The organism is Natrialba swarupiae, from assembly GCF_008245225.1.
Lineage (GTDB): Archaea > Halobacteriota > Halobacteria > Halobacteriales > Natrialbaceae > Natrarchaeobius > Natrarchaeobius swarupiae.
Map to the genome: position 1 here is coordinate 21,549 of NZ_VTAW01000030.1, position 21,111 is coordinate 42,659.

Here is a 21,111-nt window from a genome sequence, read left to right on the forward strand (position 1 = left end):
TCATTGTTATATTAATATATCGAAGGGCGGAACGGCTGGCCGATTGTCGTACGGAGGGAGTTGGCGGCTGTCGTAAAGCGTCGTCCCACGAACGCCACTGAATCCGTATCGACGAACAAAAACGAGGGTACTAGTGAACTCGGCCGGTCTCGAGGTACGGACCGGTCGAACGCGGACGACCCACGTTCGATCCGACGCGACTCGAGTGCGTGTGGATCAGTCGTCGCTCGCTGCGGCCGCTCCGCCGCCGTCGCCGCTGACGCCCGTTCCCGGTCCGATCTCGATCTCGAGTTCCTCGAGTTTCTCGTCGGGGACGACGCCGTCGACCCAGCCGCGGTGGTCGTAGTACTCTTCTTTCATCTCCTCGAGTTCGCAGTACTCGCCCTCGCTCGCACCCTGTCCACGGATGCCGTCCTCGAGGAAGCGTGCGGGTAGGGAGTCGTCGGAGCCGTCGAAGCCGGCGAGGTTGTTGTAGTAGCGTTCGAGGTTGTAGACGCGTTCGCCGGCCTCGAGGAGTTCCTCTTCGGTGACGTCGAGTCCGGTCATCCCGTTGTACTGGAGGACGTACTCCTCGATGCCCTCGGCGAAGGCGTTGAACTTGCAGATGTCGAAGCTGTCGGAGATGGCGTGGAGATCCTGGAACGCCGCAGTCAGTTCGCCTTTCCCCTCCCACTCGTAGGGATCGACCTTCTCGGGGATGCCGAGAATTTCGGCGGCAGGCGTGTACCCGCGCAGGTGGCAGGCCCCGCGATTTGACGTGGCGTAGCCGATTCCCATCCCCTTCATGCAACGCGGGTCGTACGCCGCAATCGTCTGACCCTTGACGGCCAGGGAGTTGTCGTGTGCGTCGCGCGCTTCGGACACGCGGCGTGGCCCCTCGGCTAGCAAGTCCGCGAGGTCGTTCTCGCGGTGGGCGATCCGCTCGATCATGTCGATCATGGTTTCGGTATCGCCCCAGTCGAGCCCACCGATGTCGTCGAGTTTGCCCTCCTCGGTCATCTCCATCGCCATCGCCATCATGTTCCCCGTCTCGATCGTGTCGACGCCCATGTCGTTACAGCGGTCGATCATGATGGCGACGTCGTCGCGCTCGGTGTTACCGGAGTTCGGTCCGAGCGCGTACGCCGACTCGTACTCGTAGGACTCCATCCGGACGTTCATCTCCTCGCCTTTGTGCATCGCCTGGACCTCGACTTCTTTCTTGCAGGCGACCGGACAGGAGTGACAGGTCGGCTCGTCGACGAGGATGTTCTCGCGAACGTTCTCGCCGCTTACCTTCTCGGCGTCGAACTCCTCGTCTGCGAATCCGTCCTCGCGGGCATCCCGCGTCGAGGTGTACTTTCCGTTGCGGGTCGGGAGGCCGGACATCTCCTCGCCGATGTTCATCAGGACGTTCGTGCCGAACTGGGAGAGGCCGCCCTCGTTGGGCGCGGTGACGTCTGATTCCTGGATCGCCTGCATCGCCTGCTGGTGGCCCTCGCGGAACGTCTCCGAATCCGCCGGCTGGGGCATCTTCGTGTTCGACTTGACGACGACGGCCTTGAGGTTTTTCGACCCCATCACACAGCCCGTGCCGCCGCGGCCGGAGGCCCGGTCGTCCTCGTTGATGATACACGCGTATCGGACCTCGTTCTCGCCGCCCGGTCCGATCGCCATCAGCGAGAGGTTCTTGCCGTAGGAGCCGTCGACTTCCTCCTCGAGTCGTTCGCGGGTCTCGTGGACACCCTCGCCCCAGAGATGGGAGGCGTCCCGGAGTTCGACCTCGCCGTCCTCGATGTAGGCGTAGACGGGCTCGTCGGCCTCACCCTCGAACAGCAGGCCGTCGAAGCCGGCCCACTTCAACCGGGCACCGGACCAGCCGCCGTGGTGGCTGTCGGTGACCGTTCCCGTCAGTGGAGACTTCGTACAGACGGCGATCCGCCCGCTCATCGTCACCTGTGTCCCCGAAAGGGGGCCGTTCATGAACGCGAGCAGGTTCTCCGGCTCGAGCGGATCGACGTCCGGGCCCTGCTCGAAGACGTACTTTACTCCCAGGCCGCGCGCACCAATATATTTCTTCGCGTCCTCGTCGTCGATCGGCTCGTAGCTGATCGACTCCGTCGAGAGGTCGATGCGGGCGACCCTGTCTTGGAATCCGCCGAGTTCTGTCATGGTAAACCGCTAGTCTTTAGATTAGGCGGCCAGCCTGTTAACCGTTCCCAACCACTCGTAACCACTCGTGGTTACGGGTCTGCCGAGCGGATTTTCCGAGAAGCCCGTTTGACGTTCTCTCGAAGGCGATAGTCCCGAAATCCCGCCGTCGCAAAAATTGCGTCCTCGATTTCGATCGTGGACTCGGTTAGAGCAACAGAGCAACGATTGCCAGGATGATGAAGATCAACACGAAGATGCGAGCAATCTCCATCGAAATCCCGGCGACACCTCGAGCACCGACGGCCGCGGCGATGATCGCGAGCACGAAGAAGACGATCGCCCAGTACAGAAATCCACCCTCTCCGATCTGGAGTGGCGTTGCGAACTCGAGCATACCTCCGGCTATCACGACGGTGTACATAAACGCCGGCGACCGTCTGGGCCAGTTTGCGGTTCTAACCTCGGACTACAGGTCAGACTCGAGGAGAGTCATGCGGATCGTTGTCGCGTTGTTCCGGAGATCGTTGAACCTCCTCGAGCGATCATCAGTGCGAAACGACAACAGTCAGTACTGTCCCGACTGCTCGTCGAACACCGCCTGGCAGAGCTTCTGCTCGGCCGTTCGAAGGTGCTCGTGAAACGTTGGCCGCGAGACGTCCATCGATTGGGCGAGTTCCTCGCCGGTGACGGGGCGAGGCCACTCGAAGTATCCACCGAGGTAGGCTCGGCGTAAGACCGCGAACTGGCGGTCGGTGAGGTTGTCCTCGAGTCGTTCGACGAACTCCTGGCGGGTATCGCCGATCTCGCGCTGGCGAACCGAGAGAACGCTCGTTCCATCGTAGCGATCCTCGAGCGCCTCGACGACCGACCGGACGTTCCCCGATTGGGGAACCTCGAGTTCGAACCCGGCGCGACCGTCCCGACATTCGATCGACCGGACGCGGGCACCACGGTCCGACAGTCGAGTGACGGGGTCGTCCTCGCCGACGAATTCGACGAGACACTCGTCGTCCCGGTCGACGACGATTCGACAGTCGACGTCGTCGAGGCTCTCGGCGGCACGTCGGATGTCGTCGGCGTCGGCACCGGTGACGGTAAACAGGGAAGCCGTCCCGTCCCCCCGGTGGGTGGACCGACGATACTCGAGGCGACAGTCGGCTTCGGTGGAGACCGCGATCGGTGCGATCGCGTCGTCGACGAGTTCGAGTTCGACCGCGACGATGGCGTCGGTCTCGAGGATCCGGCTGGTCTCGCGGGCGTTGATCCCGCTCGCCAGCGTGCGGGCGAGCGCGGAGAGAATTACCGTCTCGCGGTCGTCGACGGGTCGGTCCTCGGCCATCCGAACGGTTATGACGCCGTACTCGATCTCGTTGTACGACAGCGAGAACGTCGCGTGGGTGTGCCCGTCGACCGTCTCGACGGAGACGCTCTCGGTCGCCATCGCTTCCGGTGCCGAGCGGTCGGCGGTCACTCGATCGTGAGTGGACGTCTCGCCCGCACTCGCACGGACGTCGACGCCGCCCATCGTCGGGTTCCGTTCGCCGATCCAGGCACCGTCGTAGGCGGCTTCCGCGACGATTCGCTCACAGACCTCCGCCTCGAGTTCGGACCGGGTGGTCGAACCGGTCACGGCTGCGGTGACGTCCTGGACGAGTCCCTCGATCCGGTCGAGGACGTACTCCAGTTCCTCGGTTCGGCGCTCGAGTTCGAGTTCGGCCTGCTTGCGCGCCGTCACGTCGTTCTGGAAGCCGACGAAGTGCGTGAGTTCTCCACGATCGTTCCGAAGGGGAGCGACCGTCACCTCGTTCCAGAACTCGGTGCCGTCTGCGCGATAATTTTTCAACTCGACGGTGACGGGGCGTCGTTCCTCGATTCCGGCGCGCAACTCGTCGATTGCATCTTCGTCGGTCTCTTCCCCTTGCAGGAACCGGCAGTTCTGGCCGACGATGTCGTCGAAGTTGTAGCCGGTGACACGCTCGAAGGTCTCGTTGACGTAAATCAGTGGGTTGTCTGCTCGGTCTGGATCCGAGATGACGGCTCCGACCGGGGCCTCAGCGATCGCACGCTCCTTGAGGGCCCGATCGTCGTCCTCCTGTTCGCGCTCCCCGTCTGATTCGAACGTGATCGTTACCCCGTCAGTACCCCGGTGTATCCGCGCCCCGGTCCACCTCCCCTCGAGATCGACGTGTCTCGCCGTTCCGGCTGCCGTCTCCTCGACCGCCTCCGCGAGTCGATCCCAGCCCTCGAGCGCCGTCGCCCCGGGGTTGTCGTCGGAAATTTCGAACGCCTCACGCGCTGCCCGATTGGCGTACGTGACCGTCCCGTCGACGATGGCGACGACCGGATCGACGATCCGCTCGAGTACGGCTCTCGTCGGTCCACCGTCACCCCTGCTACCGTTCGCTGACTCGACGTCGTCCATGCCTACAGATACGCGGCGATCCGCAAAGAACCATGGTGATCCGGCCGACAGTTCGGCTCTCGAACCGGTACCCACGACGCTTATAATCGTTCATGGTATATCGTTATATATGTCACTGAGTCACACACCGTTCGAACGCCTCCGACAGAAGCTCGAAGATTCCGAACTCGAGTGTCGTCAGTGTGGATTCCGGGACACCGACGGCGGATGGCGCGTTACGACGACGGGGAGTCGGGTTCGGTACCAGTTCGTCTGTCCGTCGTGCTCGGCCGTCGAGACCCGAGAGATGCGACTGTAACCGGCACCGTTCTCTCGGTCCGCGTCTCCGTTCCCACCAGCGGAGTCGATCCCGGCGTGTCTCGAGGTCGCCTATGGTGGTGGTCACGCCCGGATCGACCGCGGGAGGACGGCGACAGACGAAGCCGCTTTACGCGTCGGCCCGCTTTTCCCGCCAATGAGTAAACCCACGCCCGACGTCTACGAGCAGGGCAAGGGCATGGACGCCCACAACCAGGTGATGCGCGAGATTCGATCGCGCAAGGAGGCGAGCTACGATCCACACGAACCGACTCGCGTCTGGCTCGACGAGGACAACACGCCCGACGGCGTCAAACAGAGCCTGACGATCATATTGAACACGGGCGGCTGTCGGTGGGCCCGCGCCGGCGGCTGTACGATGTGTGGCTACGTCGCGGAAAGCGTCGACGGCGGTTCCGTCTCCCACGACGCCCTGATGGACCAGATCGACGTCTGTCTCGCACACGAGGCCGAGAATGGGGACGAACCCGCCGAGTTGATCAAGATCTACACCTCCGGCTCCTTCTTCGACGAACGCGAGGTTGGCGCCGAAACCCGCAAAGCGATCGCCGAGACGTTCGCCGACCGCGAGCGTATCGTCCTCGAGTCACTGCCCGATTTCGTCGACCGCGAGAAGATCGGCGAGTTCACCCAGTACGGGATCGACACCGACGTCGCCATCGGCCTCGAGACGGCCACGGATCGGGTGCGTCACGACTGCGTGAACAAGTACTTCGACTTCGCCGACTTCGAGGACGCCTGCGCCGAGGCGGCGGCCGCCGACGACGCGGCGGCAGAGGGGGCTGACGCTGGCGTCAAGGCTTATCTCCTGATGAAACCGCCCTTCCTCACGGAGTCGGAAGCCATCGAGGACATGATCGACTCGATCGAACGCTGTGCGGACGTCTCCGGCTGTCACACCGTCTCGATGAACCCCTGTAACGTCCAGCGCTACACGATGGTCGACGAACTCTACTTTTCGAGCGGCTACCGGCCGCCGTGGCTTTGGTCGGTCGCCCACGTCCTCGAAAAAACGGCCGACGTCGACGCCATCGTCGTCTCCGATCCCGTCGGCCACGGCTCCGACCGCGGGCCACACAACTGCGGCGAGTGCGACGACCTCGTCCAGAAGGCAATCAAGGACTTCGATCTCCGGCAGGATCCGTCGGTGTTCGAGCAGGTCTCCTGTGAGTGTGAACTGACCTGGGAGACCGTCCGCGAACGCGAGCGTGGGTTCAACCAGCCGCTGACCCGGTAACGAACCGCTGATCCACTCCCGTCGTGCCGTCGCCCCGATACCGAATCTCTCGGGGTGTCTCTCTTTGTACTCGGTTCACGTCGGAACGAACCGTGACCGAGGATCACCCTCGAGCAGACCGCGAGTCAGCCAAAACGGGCTCCGAGTCGAATTCCCCCGATGCTGGGTCCCCTCCAAACTCGATCCGGGACGAGTCCAACTCGAGTGACCTCACTCCGGGCGTAGACGGTGCTGACGGCCCCGTTCCCGTCGCGGGGACGGACCACGAGCCCTCGCCGCTTTTGCGGACGGTTCTCGAGGGGCGCTCGGATGGCCGTGCACTCGACGTCGCGACCGGTCTGGGCCGGAACGCGATCGCCCTCGCCGACGCCGGTTGGCGCGTCGACGCAATCGACGTCTCGAGGTCGCAACTCGAGCGTGCACGCGAGCACGCCGTCTCGCGGCCCGCCGCCGTCGAGTGGATTCTGGCCGACGTCGACAGCTACGCCTTTCCCGAGGCAGTATACGACGTCGTGACGATCAGCTTCTACGACGCCCGCGAGCGTCTTTCTTCGATACTGTCGGCGCTCGCTCCGGGCGGGTTCCTCTTTTACGAACACTACCTCGAGTCGACCGACAGAACTGGACCGGGCGATCGCCACCGGTTCGCGTCGAACGAGCTCCTGTCGGTGTCTACCGATCTGAGGGTGCTGTACTACGCCGAGTACCGCGTCGACGGCGAACCCCGAGTCACGCTCGTGGCTCGCAAGCCGGACGATCAGTAGGCGCAAGCGGGAGGTGGGCGCGAACGCACGGTTTCGCCGTCACGTTTTCTTCGCGAACGGTATCGGAATCGGACTCGTGTACGCCTAAACTCAATCGGAGAAGAGACTCGAGTGAACCGGAGCGAACTCGTCTTCGTCGTCGGATTCGTCGTCGGTGTCGGTGATCGATCGGCCCTCGAGACCGGTCTCGAGGAGGTCCGAAAGCGGCGGGCCGACCTTCTCGGGTTCGACGAGGAAGGCGTCGTGGCCGTGGTCGGATTCGACGACGTGGTGGGCGACGTCGACGCCAGCGGTGCGACAGGCGTCGGCGAGCGCCTCGGACTGCTCGACGGTGAAGTGCCAGTCGCCGGTAAAGGAGACGGCGAGCAGTTCGCCCTCGAAGGCCGCGAGGGCGTCGGCATCGGATTCGTAACCAGCAGCGAGGTCGAAATCGTCCATCGCGCGGGTCAGGTAGAGGTAGCTGTTCGCGTCGAAGCGGTCGGTGAACTTGTCGGCCTGGTAGTCGAGGTACGACTCGACCTCGCGGTACGGGAAAAAGGCGGCGGCGGGATCGGGCGGGCTCTCGCGGACCGTCTCACGACCTGCCGAGCGGCGGCCGAACTTCCGTGCCATCGACGCCTTCGAGAGGTACATGATGTGGCCGATCTGTCTCGCGCGTGCGAGTCCCTCCTCGGGCTTCGGTCCGTCGTAGTAGTGGCCCTCGTTCCAGTTCGGATCCGCGGTGATGGCACGGCGCGCGACCGTATCCAGCGCGAGACACTGCGCATCGAGGCGTGCGGCCGCCGCGACCGCCGCGGCGCGGTCGACGTCGTCGGGATAGCGGCGCAACCAGTCTAAGACGTTCATCCCGCCGACGCTCCCGCCGACGACTGCGTGGAGCCGACCGACGCCGAGCGCATCGAGCAGTTCGCGCTGTGCCTGGGTCCAGTCTCCGACCGTCACAGGCGGGAAATCGGTCCCGTACGGGTCGCCTGTTTCCGGGTTCGTACTCGCCGGGCCAGTCGTACCGTAACACGAACCCGGAACGTTCGCACAGACGACGTAGTACTCGGTAGTGTCGATGGCCTTCCCGGGCCCGACGACGTCACCCCACCAGGCCCGTGCCTGACCGGCGGTCTCGTCGCCCGCGTCGGGTCGGCGCGCCACGTGGGCGCTGCCGGTCAGGGCGTGACAGACCAGAACGGCGTTCGTCCCGTCGAACTCGCCGTAGGTCTCGTAGGCCACCTCGAGCGAGGGGATCGACTCCCCGGACTCGAACCGAAACTCGCCGAGGTCGATCGTGTCTTTCGTCGTCATGTGTCGACCTGGCCCTCCGTGGTCTCCCGTGTTGCGGTTTCGATCGCGTACTCGAGGTCCGCGAGGATGTCTGCGGGGTCTTCGATGCCGACGGACATCCGGACCAGATCGCGCGTCACGCCCGCCTCCTCCTGTTCTTCGGGGGAGAGTTGGCCGTGGGTCGTACTCGCCGGGTGGATGACGAGCGTCTTCGCGTCGCCGATGTTCGCGAGGAACTGGGCGAGGTCGACGTTCTCACAGAAGCGCTTGCCGGCTTCGTACCCTCCGTCGAGGCCGAACGCGACCATGCCGCCGTAATCGGCGAGATACTGCGAGGCGTTGTCGTGGGTCGTATGGGAGTCGAGACCTGGGTAGGTGACCCAGGCGACGTCGTCGTGGTCGGCGAGGTAGTCGGCGACGATGGCGGCGTTCTCGCAGTGTTTCTCGACCCGCAACGGAAGCGACTCGAGCCCCTGCAGGGTCTGCCAGGCGTCGAAGGGTGACTGCTGGTTGCCCAGACTCCGGAGCGAGCGGTAGCGGACGGTCGCGGCGAAGGGCGCGTCGGGAAAGTCACGCGAGAAGTCGACGTCGTGATAGGCGTGGTTCTGTCCGGCGACTTCGTCGTAGCCGTGCTCGCCCCAGGGGAACGTCCCGCCGTCGACGAGGACGCCGCCAACGGTGGTCCCGGAGCCGTGGAGCCACTTCGTCGTCGACTCCCAGACGACGTCGGCGCCGTGTTCCAGCGGTCGACAGAGTGCGGGCGTCGCGAACGTGTTGTCGACGACGAGCGGAACGCCGTTCTCGTGGGCGATCTCGGAGAGGCGTTCGAAATCCGGCGTGACGAGCGAGGGGTTACCGATCGTCTCGACGTGGACGAACGCGGTATCCTCGTCGATCGCGTCCTCGTAGGCGTCGTACTCGAGCGTCGGGACGAACGTCGTCTCGATGTTCCGCCGGGAGGCCGTCTTCGAGAAGTAGGTGCTCGTCCCGCCGTAGGTGTCCGTCGAACAGACCACGGTGTCGCCGGCCTCGGCGAGGACGAGCGTCGCGGAGTCGAGGGCGGCCATCCCGCTACCCGTCGCGACCGCGCCCGCACCGCCCTCGAGGGCGGCGAGGCGATCCTCAAGCGTCGTCACGGTCGGGTTCGCGATCCGCGAGTAGATGTAGCCGTCGTCCTCTAACGCGTAGCGGGACGCGGCGGTGTCTGCGTCTTCGAACACGTAGGAGGTGGTCTGGTGGATCGCCGGTGCCATCGCCCCCGTCTCCGGATCGGGCCGCTGTCCTGCGTGTACGCTTCGTGTCCCGAGTCCGTGCCCGGGACAGTCCGGATCGCCGTCGCTCCCGTCGTCGCTCATGTTTAGTATGCATACTGCCCCACGTTCATATGCGTCTCAGTAACGGCAAAATCCGCTGGCCGTGTCACCAGTTCACACTCTAATGGCGACCTCGACGGTGCACGGCACCGATCACCGACCGTGTCGACATCCTCGCGTCTCCCCCTGTCACCGCCGACGCAGCCTCGAGTGCCCGTCGACACACCACGAAGCGAGACGGACGCTTTCATAGTCGGTCGGTTCCTATCCGCGACCGTGCGATCGAGCGATCGCGACCGAATCGTCCTCGCCGCCGTCGTCTTCGCGGTGATGTTCTCACAGCTGTTGCTTTATCCCGGCATCGCGACGCTCGTCGAAACCCTGGGTGCGGACGCGACGAGTTCGCCTTTCGCCGCGACGCCACTCGACGCCAGCATGTGGTTTCTGGTGGCCGAGTTCGCCGCCTACGTCGCGTTCGTCGGCGTCTGGGGCGTGGTCAGCGACGTCACCGGCCGTCGAACCCCGCTGATCGTCGTGGGCGCGATCGCCGGTGCGGCGGGGTACGCGGCTCTCGCCGTCGTTCCGGCCCTAGGGTCGATCCCGTTCGAGGGCGTACTCATCGTGCGGGTCTTTCAGGGCGCGACCACGATCGGTGCGCTCTCGCTGACGATGACCATGCTGATGGACCTCGAGGGAGGACACGGACGGAACATGGGCGCTGCGGGAATCGCGATCGGTCTCGGTGCAGCCCTCGGCGCGCCGATCGGCGGCCAGCTAACCGAACTCGATCCGGTTGCCCCGCTGGTCGTCGCGGCGACTCTGCTGGTCGGCGTCGGCGCCGCGGTTTCGCTCGTCGAGGACCGAGCGCCCACCACACGACGGACCGCCCGCGCGCTCCTCGAGGGCGTTCGACGGCGGCCGACGCTCTCGGTTCCCTACGCGTTCGGGTTCGTCGATCGGATGACCGCCGGCTTCTTCGCGCTCGTCGGCACGCTCTACTTCCAGGAGACGTTCGGCCTCACCGCGGGCGCGACGGGACTCCTGCTCGCGTGTTTTTTCGCGCCGTTCGCGCTGTTGCAGTATCCGATGGGCGCGCTCTCGGATCGGATCGGCCGCGCGGTTCCGATCGTCGTCGGTTCGCTCTGTTACGGCCTCGGAATCCTCGCTGTCGGCGCGGCTCCGTCCGTCGCCGTCGCAGCCGTCGCGATGGTCTCCATCGGCGTCCTCGGCGCGCTGGTCTCGCCGACGACGATGGCGCTCGTCACCGACCTCGCCGCCGAGGACGAACGCGGCCTGGCGATGGCTGGCTTCAACCTCGCCGGCAGCCTCGGCTTTCTCGGCGGCTTCCTCGTCGGCGCGACCGTCGCCGGATCGTTCGGCTACGATCTCGCCTTCCTGGTCGTCGGGGGCCTCGAAATCGCGATCGCGATCGTCGCGGCACCCGTCTTCCTCCGTCTTTCGATCGGCACGAGTGGATCGATCACCGACAGCGACAGGGTCGGTCACTCCGAGTAATGTAACCGTACTGGGGTACGTGTTTATCCCGACAGATACGTCGAAAATTCTTGGTATGTAATCGCATGACTACGGACGGAGAGAGGGTGTCAATTTTTATGTGCTCATCTCCAACGACTGTCTGATGACACGAGAGAACCCAATTTCACGGCGGACCACGTTGAAGCTCACCGGTGCGGCAGCAGCGACCGCCCTCGTCGCAGGGTGTAGCGACGACGGCAACGGCAACGGTAACGGCAACGGCGACGACGGAGTCGACGGCATCGCGATCGATCCCGGCACCGACATCCGATTCGACGGTCAGACCGCCGGCTGGGAGGGTCTCGAGCCCTCGTCGATCGAGAGCGAACAGAACCCGACGCTCGTCTTAGAGGAAGGCGGCGAGTACACCATCGGTTGGACCGAAGGCGACGGCGCGTTCCACAACATCGAGATTCGCGACGACGGCGACGACGTCGTCGACGACCTCCAGACCGACGAAACCGACGACGACGAGCCCGACGACCAGATCCTCGAGTTCGAAGCCAGCGCCGAGATGGCCCAGTACGTGTGTGAGCCACACGAGACGACCATGGTCGGCGACCTTCAGGTCGAATAACGGCTGCGATCGCGAACCCACTTCTGGGGTTTTCGACGTTTTCGTGCGACGACGCCGAGTTTACGGTCGGTCGGATCGGTCTCCGACCTTCGAACCCGTCACCGCGTCACTGGGATCCCGCTGGTATCGGTCCGTTCAGGCCGAGCAGTTGTTCGGCCCCAGTTCGAGTTCGACCCGATCCTCGGGGGGTAACTCGAGCGTCCCACGGTTGTGGTCGATGATCGTCTCGTAGTTCGACGGCTTCTCTCCGGCGTCGGCCATCCGGTCGACGAACGCCTCTTCCTCGAGAGCCAGGAGATCGATCCCCATTCGCGCCGCGCCGACGGTCGTCGTGATGGGCTTGCCAGGGGCGCCGTGTCCGAACTCGCCGTCGGAGGTGACCGTGACGTGGCCCGGGAGGACGATGATCCCCTCAGGCTGTGTCAGCACGGTTCGGTGGAGGGTCTCGTAGAGCATCCGTGCACCGCGTTCCCCGTCGTCTTCGCTGAACTCGAGTTCCGTCCGGCCGGTCGAATCGGCGTGTAAGGTGTCAGCGGTCAACAGCGCCCGGTCGTCCACCAGCAGGTTGATCATCTCGCTCGTGTGTCCCGGAGCGGGCAACGCCTTGAGTTCGCGAGTGCCGACCGAAAGCACCTCGTTGCGCTCGAGCGGCATATACTCGACGTCGACGCCGCGTTCGGTCGCACGTTCGCCTAAGTAGTAGGGCACCTCGAGCCGGTCGGCAAGCTCGCGACCGCCGGAAACGTGGTCGGCGTGGACGTGGGTGTCGATCACGCCCACGACCGAGATCCCCGCCTCCTCGGCGGCGATCACGTACTCGTCGACGTCGGCGGTCGGATCGACGACGACGGCATCGCCCGTTTTCTCGCAGCCGATGACGTACCCGAGACACCCTTTCGCTCGACGCTGGACCTGGACGACGGTCAGGTCCGTCCCGACGTCGAGTTCGACCCGGTCGTAGACGCCGCTCCACTCTTTCATCCCGCCGTCGAGAGCCTGAACGTCGTAGCTCCTCGTCGCCGACTCGAGTTGCGTCGCGAGGTTGCCCGAGGAGATGCCTTTCGCACAGGTCGTGATGACGCGTTCCGTGCCACCGATCGTCTCCTCGAACTCCTCGAGTCGACTGTCGATATCCTCTTCGGGACCGAACGGAAAGTGGATCGCTCCCGAGATGTGCCAGGACTCGAAGCTGTCCGCCGGGCGGGTGTCGACGAGGGTAAACTCGGCGTCCTCGTCCTGGAGTTGCGCGAGTCGGTCCGCGGAGAGGGTAGTAACCATAACCGTCGGTACGGGCGCGAGCGACTAAGGTATACTGTCGCCGCCACCTCGAGATCGCCCGCCGCTTTGTGATCGGCTAACCCCCTCCCAAGCATCGACTGATGAGCGAAATCGACACCAACCGCATGATTTCGCCTATCAGTGCAGGCTTGCCAAAGCACTAGTGCCGACTCATTGCGATCCGTATCAGATCCGACCCACACGGATCAGCCAACCAGCGGTCGAACCCCGAGCTACCCTGTTTCAACGTTCACACCAGAATACTTTTTCAGGCCATTATACAATATTGTGGGTATGTGTGCCCAGCGTACAACAGCGTCCGGAACACTCTTCGAACGTCCATCAAACCCGATCGGGTACGTTGCCATCCTCATGGCACTCATAACAGGGGTTCTCCACCTGATTGCATCAACGAACGCTATCGAAATGAGTGTGGTATTAGCTATCCTCTTCGTTTTGAACGGAGTTGGATTCATTGGCGGAACGATCCTATACGTCACGCGATATTGGCAACCGTGGTTGTTCATTGTTGCCGCCATCTACGCTGTCGTGACGATTCTGGCGCTTTTCCCTGTGCAAGGATGGGGCGTGGAGGCCTTCTATATGCAGGGAAGTCTAAATCCGATCGCAGTGATTACGAAAGCTGCCGAAGGCGTTCTCGCAGTCTGTGCCCTCTCTCTCTATTTCAGTACGCGTTAGTACTACCTCCGGACGCCGTATCCCACAACCAGACCGTTGCCGACAACGGATCGCCTACCGCTGCCCTCATACGGATTGCCGTCCCGGACGGACCGGCGCACGGGTGGCGGATGTGCCGGACCTGACGGACAGTAAACCGTATCACGGCGTCTCGATTTATTCCTCGAGGCGGTCGAAAACGGGAGGACCCACCGTGCGACGGTCGGCCGACCACCGAGCGCTCTCCGCGTCGGTAGGGCTGGTGGCCGGCGGCGGATGAACGAGATCACGAGACCCGTATCGAGGGCCGTGTTCGACTCCCGGACAGGTTCGTTTATCTGACAGTGTGTCGTACGACGATCTATGTCGCTGTCAGATTCCGTCTCCGCCGTCGTTTCCGTCTTCCGTAACCGACCCGGGGATCTCCTTCCGTTCTACTTCCTCGGGGCCGCCGTCCCCGCCATCGTTCGCGTCGTTCCCTTCGTCGCCGTCGTCGTCGGTTATCTCTACCTCGAGATGGCCGGCCACCTCGAGGGGCTTCCCGAGGCGCTGGCGGAGGTCGACGCCGCTCCGCCGGACCCCGACGCGAGCGAGGAGGAACTCGAGGCGTGGGCCGAGGAACTCGTCTCTGCGCTCGAACCGTTCGTGACACCGGAAGCCGTCCTCGTGGTGGGTGCGCTCGTCGTCGTGACGGCGCTCGTGAGCCTACTCGTCGGGGTGATCCTGTACGCGATCGCCTCGGCGGGCCAGCTGGCGACCTGTCACGCCCGACTCCGGGACGAGCGGGGGATCGTCGCAGGGATCGCCGGCGTCCGCCGGTACTGGCTCCGGTTTCTCGCGTTGTTCGTCCTCGAGTTCCTGCTGTGGATGGTGGCGGCGGCCGTGGTCGGCAGCGTCGCCGCCCTCGCCGCCCTCGCAGTTGGGGTCCTGTCGCCGATAATCGGCGTCCTCGTCGGGTTCCTCGTGGCGCTCGTCCTGGTGGTTGTCCTCGCGGCGATCCGGGCGGTGTTCGCGTTCGCACCGGTCGCCGTCGTCGTCGACGACGCCGGCGTCTTCGAGTCGCTCTCGAACACCGTCGGGTTCGTCCGCTCGCGGCCGATCGGTGCCGCCTTCTACTACGTCATCTCCGTCGGCTCGTTGCTCGCGGTATCGACCGTCTCGAGTATCCTCGTCCTCGTCGAAATTTTCGTGTTGACCACGGTCGTCATCACGGTGGCACTACTCCCAGCACTCGGCCTGCTGAAGACCGCCCTCTACGCCCGGTACCGCGATCGACTCGCGCCGCCGGCGATGCCGGAGCGGTCGGTCCGCCGGCAGTTCCGTGACGGCCTCCGGCGGGGCTGGCGCGAGATGACGACGTTCGTCCGGGAGACGCCGGGCATCCACGCGGCCGTCGTCGTCCTCGGTCTCGCCTCGTTCGCGGTCGGCTGGATCGCCGCCGCGCCATACGAGGGTGCCGTCGAGGCGTCGATCCTCGCCCGACTCGAGGGGATCATCCCGCCGGCGTTCGCACTCGAGCTGTTCGGCAACAACTGGTTCGTCGCGATCACGACGGCCTTCAGCGGTGTCGTCTTCGCGATCCCGGCGATCGCCTCGTTGCTGTTCAACGGCGTCTACATGGGGATCGTCGGCCAGCTCGAGGCCGACCCCCTCACGTTGCTCGCGTTCGTGATTCCACACGGCGTCGTCGAGATTCCGGCGATCTTCGTCGCGAGCGCGCTCGGCGTCTGGATCGGCCTCGTCACCTGGCGCGCCTCCCGCGGGCGGATCGACCGGCCGACGTTCGCCGACGCCTTAGAGCGGGCGTTCTGGGTGCTCGTCGGGATCGGTATCCTACTCGCCATCGCGGCGGTCGTGGAAGCGTTCGTCAGCCCCTACTACTTCCGGCTATTCCTGTAAGCGCCCGCCTCCCATCCAGTATCGCGTCCGGCCTGGGCTCCCGGAACTGGCCGTCAACACGCTGAAGGACGCTGCTGACCCAGCGGCGGTATGGACTCGAGTACCGACTTCGTGGAACTCGCCTCGCGGATTCACACGCAGTCGTGCGACGCCGCCGGCTCCGACACCGAGCGCGTGACGATCCGCTCGCTCGAGTCGGTCGATCCCGACTCGCTGTCGACGCTGCTCGAGGTCGCCGAGAACGACGGAGCCGCGCCGAGTGACCTCGTCTTCGTCCTCTCGCGGACGAACGTCGACCACCTCACCGAGCGCGCGTCCGAGATCGACGACCCCGAGGCGATCGCCTGCGGGATACTGGGGGCGAATCCGTGAGCTCTGTCGACGATACTGTCTCGCAACTGCCGGGGCGTCGGTTCGAGCATCCCCAACATCGACCCGCTCGTCGTACAGAACCGTCCCCAACGTTCAGCTCGGTTCGCCGGAGGGTCGATATCGTCGACTCACTTCCTTCCAGCGCCCGCGCCGGAACAGCCAGTAGTTGATCCCACCGGGCACGTACGTCTCGAGCAAGAGCGCCAGATAGAGTGCGACGATCCCGAGCGGCGTCACGAGCCCGAGCGCCGCGACCGGCAACGCGAACAGGTAGCGGCCGATAAGCGAGGCGACGAACGGCAACCGGGTGTCGCCCGCGCCGAGGAGAGCCCCCGCCGCGGCGCCGTCGATACCCAATCCGATCGCACTGATCGCGCCGACAGCCACGAAGGTGCCGGCCTGAGCGGCCTCCGCCGGCGTTTCGACGAACAGGCTCGCGATCGGCTCCGCGAAGGCGACGACCAGGAGGGCGAGCCCGACGTAGATCACGATCGAGAGCCGGATGATCGCCCGGCCGTAGGCGCCGGCCTCGTCTTCCTCGCCGGCACCGAGTCGCTGACCGACGAGCGAACTCGAGGCGAGTCCGAGCCCCCAGTTGACGCTGTTGAGCAGGCTCCTGATCCGGCGGCCGACCTCGATCGCCGTGACGATCACCGGACCGAACGTGGCTGCGATCCACAGAAGCGGGAAGACGATGATCCCCTGAGCGAGACGGCGGCCGATCTCCGGGGCCGAAATCTCGACGATCTGGCGGACGATAGCCGGTTCGAACCCGACTGCGGCGCGCGTGATCGGGACGGGACTCGGTTCCATGCCGAGGCTGCCGTACGATCGGCCGACCATTCCCCAGCCGAGGACCACCGTTACGACGCCGGTCGAGACGGTGGTACCGATCGCCGCCCCTGCGACGCCCATCTCGAATCCGAAGATGAGGACGGCGCTCAAGACGATGTTGAGGACGGCGCCGCTGGCTCGAGCGACCATCTCGGTGAACGTGTCGCCGACGGCGGTGTAGGTGCGACTGGCGATCAGATTGAGCATCTCGAAGCCGATCGCTGGCGCGACGAAGACGAGGTAGGTACGACCGTGAGCGAGTGGCTCGGAACTCGGGTCGAACAGGCCGATCATCGGTCCGGCGAGAACGACGAACGCGGCCATCATCGGCGTCGCCAACACGAACACCAGGAGAACGCTCTGCCCGACCACCAGCGACGCGCGCTCGCTCTCCTCACCGCCGTAGTTCTGCGAGACGAGACTGACCGTCCCGCCTGCAAGCCCCAGCCCGATCATCGCGACGATCTCCCAGTAGGCGAGCGCAAACGCCATCCCCGCAGTTCCCGCCGTCCCGACGGCGATTCCGACCATCGCCAGGTCCGCCGTCTGCTTGGACATGATCGCGAATCCGGTGACGATCCGGGGCCAGGCGAGGTCCGCCGTCCGGCGAAAGCGCTCGGCGTCGATGACTCCCAGTCGCTCGAGGAACCTCCCGACGACGTCGATCACGGCCGGATTCCGACGGTCCATCGTCGGACCGTTCCGTCACCGCTCCCTTCTCTCTGTCGCTTGCCGGTTATTCTCCCTCGAGTCGCGGTATCGATCGAGTCTCGGCCGTCGTCGCGAGCACGACCGCCGATCTCGAGGCCGATTCGGCCACAGCCAGCGATCAGAGCCGCGAGAGCAACGCCTTGACGTGGTCGACCGAGACGAGCGAGGTCGGTCGATCCATGTGTACGCCGATTTCGCCGGCGGCAGCGGAGAGACCGACGTGCTGGAGCGGTTCCGGCAACGAGTACGCCCGACGGATCAGATGTCCGAGTTTCATCTCTCGGGCCAGGTCATCGCGCCAGGCGTCTTCGTACGCCGCGAGCGTCGCGGGTCGATCAGGATCGATTTCGCGAGCGGCGTGGTCCGCGCTGGTCATGCCGTAGAGGATGCCGCCGCCGGTGAACGGTTTGGTCTGGGCGGCCGCGTCGCCGATCAGGAACGCCCGTCTACTCGTCACCCGGTCGGGTGCGCCGATGGGAATCGCACCCGAACACCGGTGGGAGACGTCGATCTCGTAGCCGTCGATCAGTTCCTCGAAATGTTTGGTGACCTGGACGCCCGGCGGCGCGGCGAGTCCGTACTCGACGCCTTCCTCGCCCCGTGGGATGCGCCACGCGAAGAACGTCGGCGCGGTGAGGTGGACGTCGACGAAGTCGTCGTGATCGTCCTCTTTCGAAAAGGCGAGCACGCCGTGGAGCAACTCCTCCGGCTGTGAGAGCCCGAGTTCGTTTCGGACCCGCGATCGAGGGCCGTCACAGCCGGCCAACATTTTCGCTTCGAACGTTTCGGTGCCGTCGGGGCCGTTCGCGACGACCTCGACGCGGTCGGGTCGCTCCGTGACGTCGGTAACGGTGTGGCCCTCGAGGACGTCCGCACCTGCCTCGCGAGCCAGGTCCGCGAGGTGACGATCCAGCCCGACGCGGTCGATGACGTTCGAGGCGACCTCGCGTTTGTAGAAGGGGTAGGCATCGCTGTGGGGGCCACCGACGTGAAATCGTGCGCCGTAGACCTCGTTCTGGAACAGCTCCGAACGTGCTCCTGGGCCGGTGAAGTTCCAGATATCGGTGCTGACGTGGCCCGAACAGGCAAGCGGCGTGCCGATCTCTCCCTTCTCGAGTGCCAGCACGTCGTAGCCGTTCTCGGCGGCCCGCCTGGAGAACCGTGCCCCGGCAGGACCGACGCCGACGACGACGAAATCGTACATGTCCGTCACGTTTCCGTCGGGTCGTAAATAGTTTCTCGAGCGAGTCCGAACGCGATCCGAATCGAAAGCGCCGCGGGGCTTTGTCGCCGCCGATCGGGATATCTCGCGGTCGCCGGTGCAATCGGGGATGGAAGATTGCACCGCCCTCTCGAGGGAACAGTCCGTACGGCTCACCGGATCATCGTCAACAGCATCGTAAACTGTGCCGGTGCATCGACCGCGTGCGGAACGTTCGCGGGCATGAATATGGATTCGCCGCGCTGTAGTTCGTGTTCGTCTCCGTCGATCGTGATCGAACCGGTCCCCTCGAGAACCTGGACCAGTGCGGTGTGGGGGGCGGCGTGTTCGCTGATCCGTTGTCCCTCGTCGAGGGCGAACGCGGTTACCGTCGTGGACGACTCGTCCACCAGCGTTTTGCTCACGATCGAGTCCGACTGGTACTCGATCACGTCGGCGAGGTCGACGACCGTTCCCTCGAGTTCCACCACGCTATCGTTGACGTTTCCCATACAACTTCCTCGAGTCGGGACGGCCTTGAGAGTCGTCCCGCACACGTTCGGATAGTGCCGTTTCGTGGGTTCGCATCGCACGTGATGGGGTTCGGAAGTGAAGGACCATTTAGTTGACTACGCTGGATTTAGCGTGTCGGGAGACCCTCATCGAACCCCGGCAGGTAGTCACGCCCACCTTTTTTGCTCTGTTGAAGAGCGATCCAATCGGGCACTGTCTAGTTCCTTGACTTCGCACCTTATGCTGATAGAGCGCGTAGAGACAGCGTTGAACGCTGATGTTCCCCGTTACGTCGTTCCTGTCATGTACTGAGCCAATCGACCAGTTGGAGTGTTTCTCGACGAGGCAGAAACACCACGCTAAGACCTACGTCACAGGTCTTGTTGCGGCCAGCAACAAGACCGTCCAAGGGATTTCGAACTACGTTCTACCGGCCAAAAGTGAGCGCGCCCTGAACAAGTTCCTCACCGAGTATAACTGGGACGAAGACCAGCTCAACAAAGAACGTCTCGCGCTTCTCCAACAGATGAACGACACGAAGTGGAGCAGTGACGGTGTCGTCATCATTGACGACACCTTCACGCACAAAACCGGCGAGAATATCCCGAACGCCGGAAAATTCTACGACCACACGATTCGTGGCTATATCTGGGGCCAGAATCTGGTTTATGCACTCTACGCCGACGAGAAAACCACCTATCCACTCGGCTTTCGTCTCTACGAAAAGGACGCACAGCGGCGGGTTGAGTTGGCTATTGAACTCGTCGACGAACTCATCGAGATAGGTGTCCGCCGGGACACCTATCTCTTCGACATGAGCTACTGTTCCCAGGAGTTCGTCACTCACCTCGAAACCTACGGCAAAGAGTGGTTTTCAGCCGTCAAAAGCGACGCACGTGTCTTGTACGGTGGTGAACGAATCCGGGTCGATGCGCTGGCCGAGCGCATCGACACCGTTCCACGGACGATCGACGGCGAAACCTACCACATCTGGACGCAAAAACGCGACGTGAGCCGTCTTGGTGAGGTGAAACTCCTGATTACGACGAAAAAAGCTAGCGACGAGGATGACGAACTGAGCGTGAAGTACATCGTCTCGAACAAAATCGACGCGCCAGCGAGCCATCTCATCGCGTTGTACGCGATGCGATGGCGTGTGGAGACGTTCTTCAGGGACACCAAGCAGGATCTCGGTTTTGGAGACTGCGAGCTCCGGCATGCCGCAGGTGCCAGTCGCCACTGGCACCTGCTGATGCTGGCCTACAGCCTCCTCAAGCTCGGTACTGCACACAGCGCCCTTGGAACGATTCTCGAACGAGCAACCTCGCTGCGTAACGATATCAAGCGATCCTTCCGCGAAAGTGTTGAAAACCTCCTGTCCTGGGCACTCAACAGCCCAAACCGTAGTACCGACGAGCTAATGCACCAGATCGAAGGCATGTTCGTCTAACGTGCGAAGTCAAGTAGTTCAGCACCTCCTCAGCTGGTGTTCGGCCATTGAGCGCTTGGTTCGGTCGATCGTGGTTATAGTGGTGTCTGAAGCGTCTGAGCCAGCGTCTTGCACTGGCAGGACTGCCCCGCCAGAAGGAGTGAAAGCAGTCGATCGGCATTGAGACAGTTTGAAACCACTTTTCGACGTAGTTTCGGTCGGTGTCGTTGAGCTGACCGCTCAATTCGTGACGCGCGAGGGCAGTCAGATAGCCGCCAGCATCGACGAGAAACTCTGATACGGATTGCTGTAACGATTTACCGGCGAAACCGCGACCAGTCTGCGGTTTCGCCGGTGATGACTGACAGTAAACCGTATGAGTCGTCGAGATCGTGTTTCTCGGTGAGTCGGTGTAAGAACGCCGTCCTCAGAAATCAGAGATTTCTGATGGGCTGCACGAGAACTCCGTTCTCGTGAACGCCGCGGGGTCAGTCCCGCGGCGTTGACGAGACCCATAGCGTCTCGTTCGCACACCAGAACGCTTGAGTGGTCAGCATAACTTTTGAATATCCGGGAGGAATGTTTTGATCCAGTTGTCGGCGAAGCTGACGCGTTTGGATA

General features: G+C 63.8%; 18 protein-coding genes and 1 pseudogene. 9 read left to right on the plus strand and 10 right to left on the minus strand.

Annotated elements, in window-relative coordinates:
• Window positions 1–216: 216 nt before the first annotated feature.
• From FYC77_RS17095 to FYC77_RS17105, 3 genes are all read right to left on the minus strand, one after another.
• Window positions 217–2,151 (minus strand): aldehyde ferredoxin oxidoreductase family protein, encoded by a 1,935-nt coding sequence (locus FYC77_RS17095; RefSeq protein ID WP_149082708.1) that lies wholly within the window; start codon window positions 2,149–2,151, stop codon window positions 217–219.
• Window positions 2,152–2,338: 187 nt separating this feature from the next.
• On the minus strand, window positions 2,339–2,527 hold the full coding sequence (locus FYC77_RS17100; protein WP_149082709.1) for a DUF1328 family protein: 189 nt from the start codon (window positions 2,525–2,527) through the stop codon (window positions 2,339–2,341).
• 171 nt (window positions 2,528–2,698) lie between these two features.
• Entirely contained in the window at window positions 2,699–4,555 is a 1,857-nt protein-coding gene (locus tag FYC77_RS17105; protein ID WP_149082710.1) for a bacterio-opsin activator domain-containing protein, read from the minus strand.
• A gap of 109 nt (window positions 4,556–4,664) precedes the next feature.
• Between FYC77_RS17105 and FYC77_RS17110 the strand changes: the two genes are divergently transcribed.
• The 3 genes from FYC77_RS17110 (at window position 4,665) to FYC77_RS17120 (ending at window position 6,874) form a co-directional block, all read left to right on the plus strand.
• Entirely contained in the window at window positions 4,665–4,853 is a 189-nt protein-coding gene (locus FYC77_RS17110) for an HVO_0649 family zinc finger protein (RefSeq protein WP_149082711.1), read from the plus strand.
• Window positions 4,854–5,009: 156 nt separating this feature from the next.
• A complete protein-coding gene (locus FYC77_RS17115) occupies window positions 5,010–6,110 on the plus strand; it encodes an archaeosine biosynthesis radical SAM protein RaSEA (RefSeq protein ID WP_149082712.1) in 1,101 nt (366 codons plus the stop codon).
• Window positions 6,111–6,202: 92 nt separating this feature from the next.
• Entirely contained in the window at window positions 6,203–6,874 is a 672-nt protein-coding gene (locus tag FYC77_RS17120; RefSeq protein WP_238387019.1) for a class I SAM-dependent methyltransferase, read from the plus strand.
• Between the two features lie 90 nt (window positions 6,875–6,964).
• Here FYC77_RS17120 and metX read toward each other — a convergent pair whose 3' ends face one another.
• Together metX and FYC77_RS17130 are read right to left on the minus strand one after the other, a co-directional pair.
• Window positions 6,965–8,170, minus strand: a complete 1,206-nt coding sequence (gene metX / locus FYC77_RS17125; protein WP_149082713.1) for a homoserine O-acetyltransferase MetX — start codon at window positions 8,168–8,170, stop codon at window positions 6,965–6,967.
• Entirely contained in the window at window positions 8,167–9,504 is a 1,338-nt protein-coding gene (locus FYC77_RS17130; protein WP_149082714.1) for an O-acetylhomoserine aminocarboxypropyltransferase/cysteine synthase family protein, read from the minus strand. Before FYC77_RS17130 ends, metX begins: the two co-directional genes overlap by 4 nt.
• A 234-nt stretch (window positions 9,505–9,738) precedes the next feature.
• On the opposite strand from FYC77_RS17130, the gene FYC77_RS17135 reads away from it, so the two are divergent.
• The gene (locus FYC77_RS17135; protein WP_149082715.1) at window positions 9,739–10,977 is read left to right on the plus strand and encodes an MFS transporter; all 1,239 of its coding nucleotides are present in this window, start codon (window positions 9,739–9,741) and stop codon (window positions 10,975–10,977) included.
• A gap of 124 nt (window positions 10,978–11,101) precedes the next feature.
• Window positions 11,102–11,575: a plastocyanin/azurin family copper-binding protein gene (locus tag FYC77_RS17140; protein ID WP_149082716.1), complete on the plus strand. Its 474-nt coding sequence runs from the start codon at window positions 11,102–11,104 to the stop codon at window positions 11,573–11,575.
• A 135-nt stretch (window positions 11,576–11,710) separates the two neighbouring features.
• Here FYC77_RS17140 and FYC77_RS17145 read toward each other — a convergent pair whose 3' ends face one another.
• The gene (locus FYC77_RS17145) at window positions 11,711–12,853 is read right to left on the minus strand and encodes an MBL fold metallo-hydrolase (RefSeq protein ID WP_149082717.1); all 1,143 of its coding nucleotides are present in this window, start codon (window positions 12,851–12,853) and stop codon (window positions 11,711–11,713) included.
• A gap of 294 nt (window positions 12,854–13,147) precedes the next feature.
• Between FYC77_RS17145 and FYC77_RS17150 the strand changes: the two genes are divergently transcribed.
• From FYC77_RS17150 to FYC77_RS17160, 3 genes are all read left to right on the plus strand, one after another.
• Entirely contained in the window at window positions 13,148–13,552 is a 405-nt protein-coding gene (locus FYC77_RS17150; RefSeq protein WP_149082718.1) for a DUF7475 family protein, read from the plus strand.
• Between the two features lie 342 nt (window positions 13,553–13,894).
• A complete protein-coding gene (locus tag FYC77_RS17155; protein WP_149082719.1) occupies window positions 13,895–15,430 on the plus strand; it encodes a stage II sporulation protein M in 1,536 nt (511 codons plus the stop codon).
• A 90-nt stretch (window positions 15,431–15,520) separates the two neighbouring features.
• The gene (locus FYC77_RS17160) at window positions 15,521–15,802 is read left to right on the plus strand and encodes a hypothetical protein (protein ID WP_149082720.1); all 282 of its coding nucleotides are present in this window, start codon (window positions 15,521–15,523) and stop codon (window positions 15,800–15,802) included.
• 93 nt (window positions 15,803–15,895) lie between these two features.
• Here FYC77_RS17160 and FYC77_RS17165 read toward each other — a convergent pair whose 3' ends face one another.
• From FYC77_RS17165 to FYC77_RS17175, 3 genes are all read right to left on the minus strand, one after another.
• Window positions 15,896–17,326: an MATE family efflux transporter gene (locus FYC77_RS17165; RefSeq protein ID WP_149082721.1), complete on the minus strand. Its 1,431-nt coding sequence runs from the start codon at window positions 17,324–17,326 to the stop codon at window positions 15,896–15,898.
• 139 nt (window positions 17,327–17,465) lie between these two features.
• On the minus strand, window positions 17,466–18,551 hold the full coding sequence (locus FYC77_RS17170) for a geranylgeranyl reductase family protein (protein ID WP_149082722.1): 1,086 nt from the start codon (window positions 18,549–18,551) through the stop codon (window positions 17,466–17,468).
• Window positions 18,552–18,721: 170 nt separating this feature from the next.
• Window positions 18,722–19,060 carry a cupin domain-containing protein gene (locus FYC77_RS17175; RefSeq protein WP_149082723.1) on the minus strand — a complete coding sequence of 113 codons (339 nt, stop codon included), beginning with the start codon at window positions 19,058–19,060 and terminating at the stop codon, window positions 18,722–18,724.
• 278 nt (window positions 19,061–19,338) lie between these two features.
• On the opposite strand from FYC77_RS17175, the gene FYC77_RS17180 reads away from it, so the two are divergent.
• Window positions 19,339–20,511, plus strand: a complete 1,173-nt coding sequence (locus tag FYC77_RS17180) for an IS701 family transposase (RefSeq protein ID WP_149082724.1) — start codon at window positions 19,339–19,341, stop codon at window positions 20,509–20,511.
• A gap of 16 nt (window positions 20,512–20,527) precedes the next feature.
• Here FYC77_RS17180 and FYC77_RS17185 read toward each other — a convergent pair.
• Window positions 20,528–20,782: pseudogene (locus FYC77_RS17185) on the minus strand (integrase core domain-containing protein); the annotation flags it as partial.
• Between the last annotated feature and the right edge of the window lie 329 nt (window positions 20,783–21,111).

Excerpts from the sequence above, each read along its gene's own strand:
- FYC77_RS17095 (WP_149082708.1), bottom strand. The coding sequence starts at position 2,151 with ATGACAGAACTCGGCGGATTCCAAGACAGGGTCGCCCGCATCGACCTC.
- FYC77_RS17100 (WP_149082709.1), bottom strand. The coding sequence starts at position 2,527 with ATGCTCGAGTTCGCAACGCCACTCCAGATCGGAGAGGGTGGATTTCTG.
- FYC77_RS17105 (WP_149082710.1), bottom strand. The coding sequence starts at position 4,555 with ATGGACGACGTCGAGTCAGCGAACGGTAGCAGGGGTGACGGTGGACCG.
- FYC77_RS17110 (WP_149082711.1), top strand. The coding sequence starts at position 4,665 with ATGTCACTGAGTCACACACCGTTCGAACGCCTCCGACAGAAGCTCGAA.
- FYC77_RS17115 (WP_149082712.1), top strand. The coding sequence starts at position 5,010 with ATGAGTAAACCCACGCCCGACGTCTACGAGCAGGGCAAGGGCATGGAC.
- metX (WP_149082713.1), bottom strand. The coding sequence starts at position 8,170 with ATGACGACGAAAGACACGATCGACCTCGGCGAGTTTCGGTTCGAGTCC.
- FYC77_RS17130 (WP_149082714.1), bottom strand. The coding sequence starts at position 9,504 with ATGAGCGACGACGGGAGCGACGGCGATCCGGACTGTCCCGGGCACGGA.
- FYC77_RS17140 (WP_149082716.1), top strand. The coding sequence starts at position 11,102 with ATGACACGAGAGAACCCAATTTCACGGCGGACCACGTTGAAGCTCACC.
- FYC77_RS17145 (WP_149082717.1), bottom strand. The coding sequence starts at position 12,853 with ATGGTTACTACCCTCTCCGCGGACCGACTCGCGCAACTCCAGGACGAG.
- FYC77_RS17150 (WP_149082718.1), top strand. The coding sequence starts at position 13,148 with ATGTGTGCCCAGCGTACAACAGCGTCCGGAACACTCTTCGAACGTCCA.
- FYC77_RS17155 (WP_149082719.1), top strand. The coding sequence starts at position 13,895 with ATGTCGCTGTCAGATTCCGTCTCCGCCGTCGTTTCCGTCTTCCGTAAC.
- FYC77_RS17160 (WP_149082720.1), top strand. The coding sequence starts at position 15,521 with ATGGACTCGAGTACCGACTTCGTGGAACTCGCCTCGCGGATTCACACG.
- FYC77_RS17165 (WP_149082721.1), bottom strand. The coding sequence starts at position 17,326 with ATGGACCGTCGGAATCCGGCCGTGATCGACGTCGTCGGGAGGTTCCTC.
- FYC77_RS17170 (WP_149082722.1), bottom strand. The coding sequence starts at position 18,551 with ATGTACGATTTCGTCGTCGTCGGCGTCGGTCCTGCCGGGGCACGGTTC.
- FYC77_RS17175 (WP_149082723.1), bottom strand. The coding sequence starts at position 19,060 with ATGGGAAACGTCAACGATAGCGTGGTGGAACTCGAGGGAACGGTCGTC.
- FYC77_RS17180 (WP_149082724.1), top strand. The coding sequence starts at position 19,339 with ATGTTCCCCGTTACGTCGTTCCTGTCATGTACTGAGCCAATCGACCAG.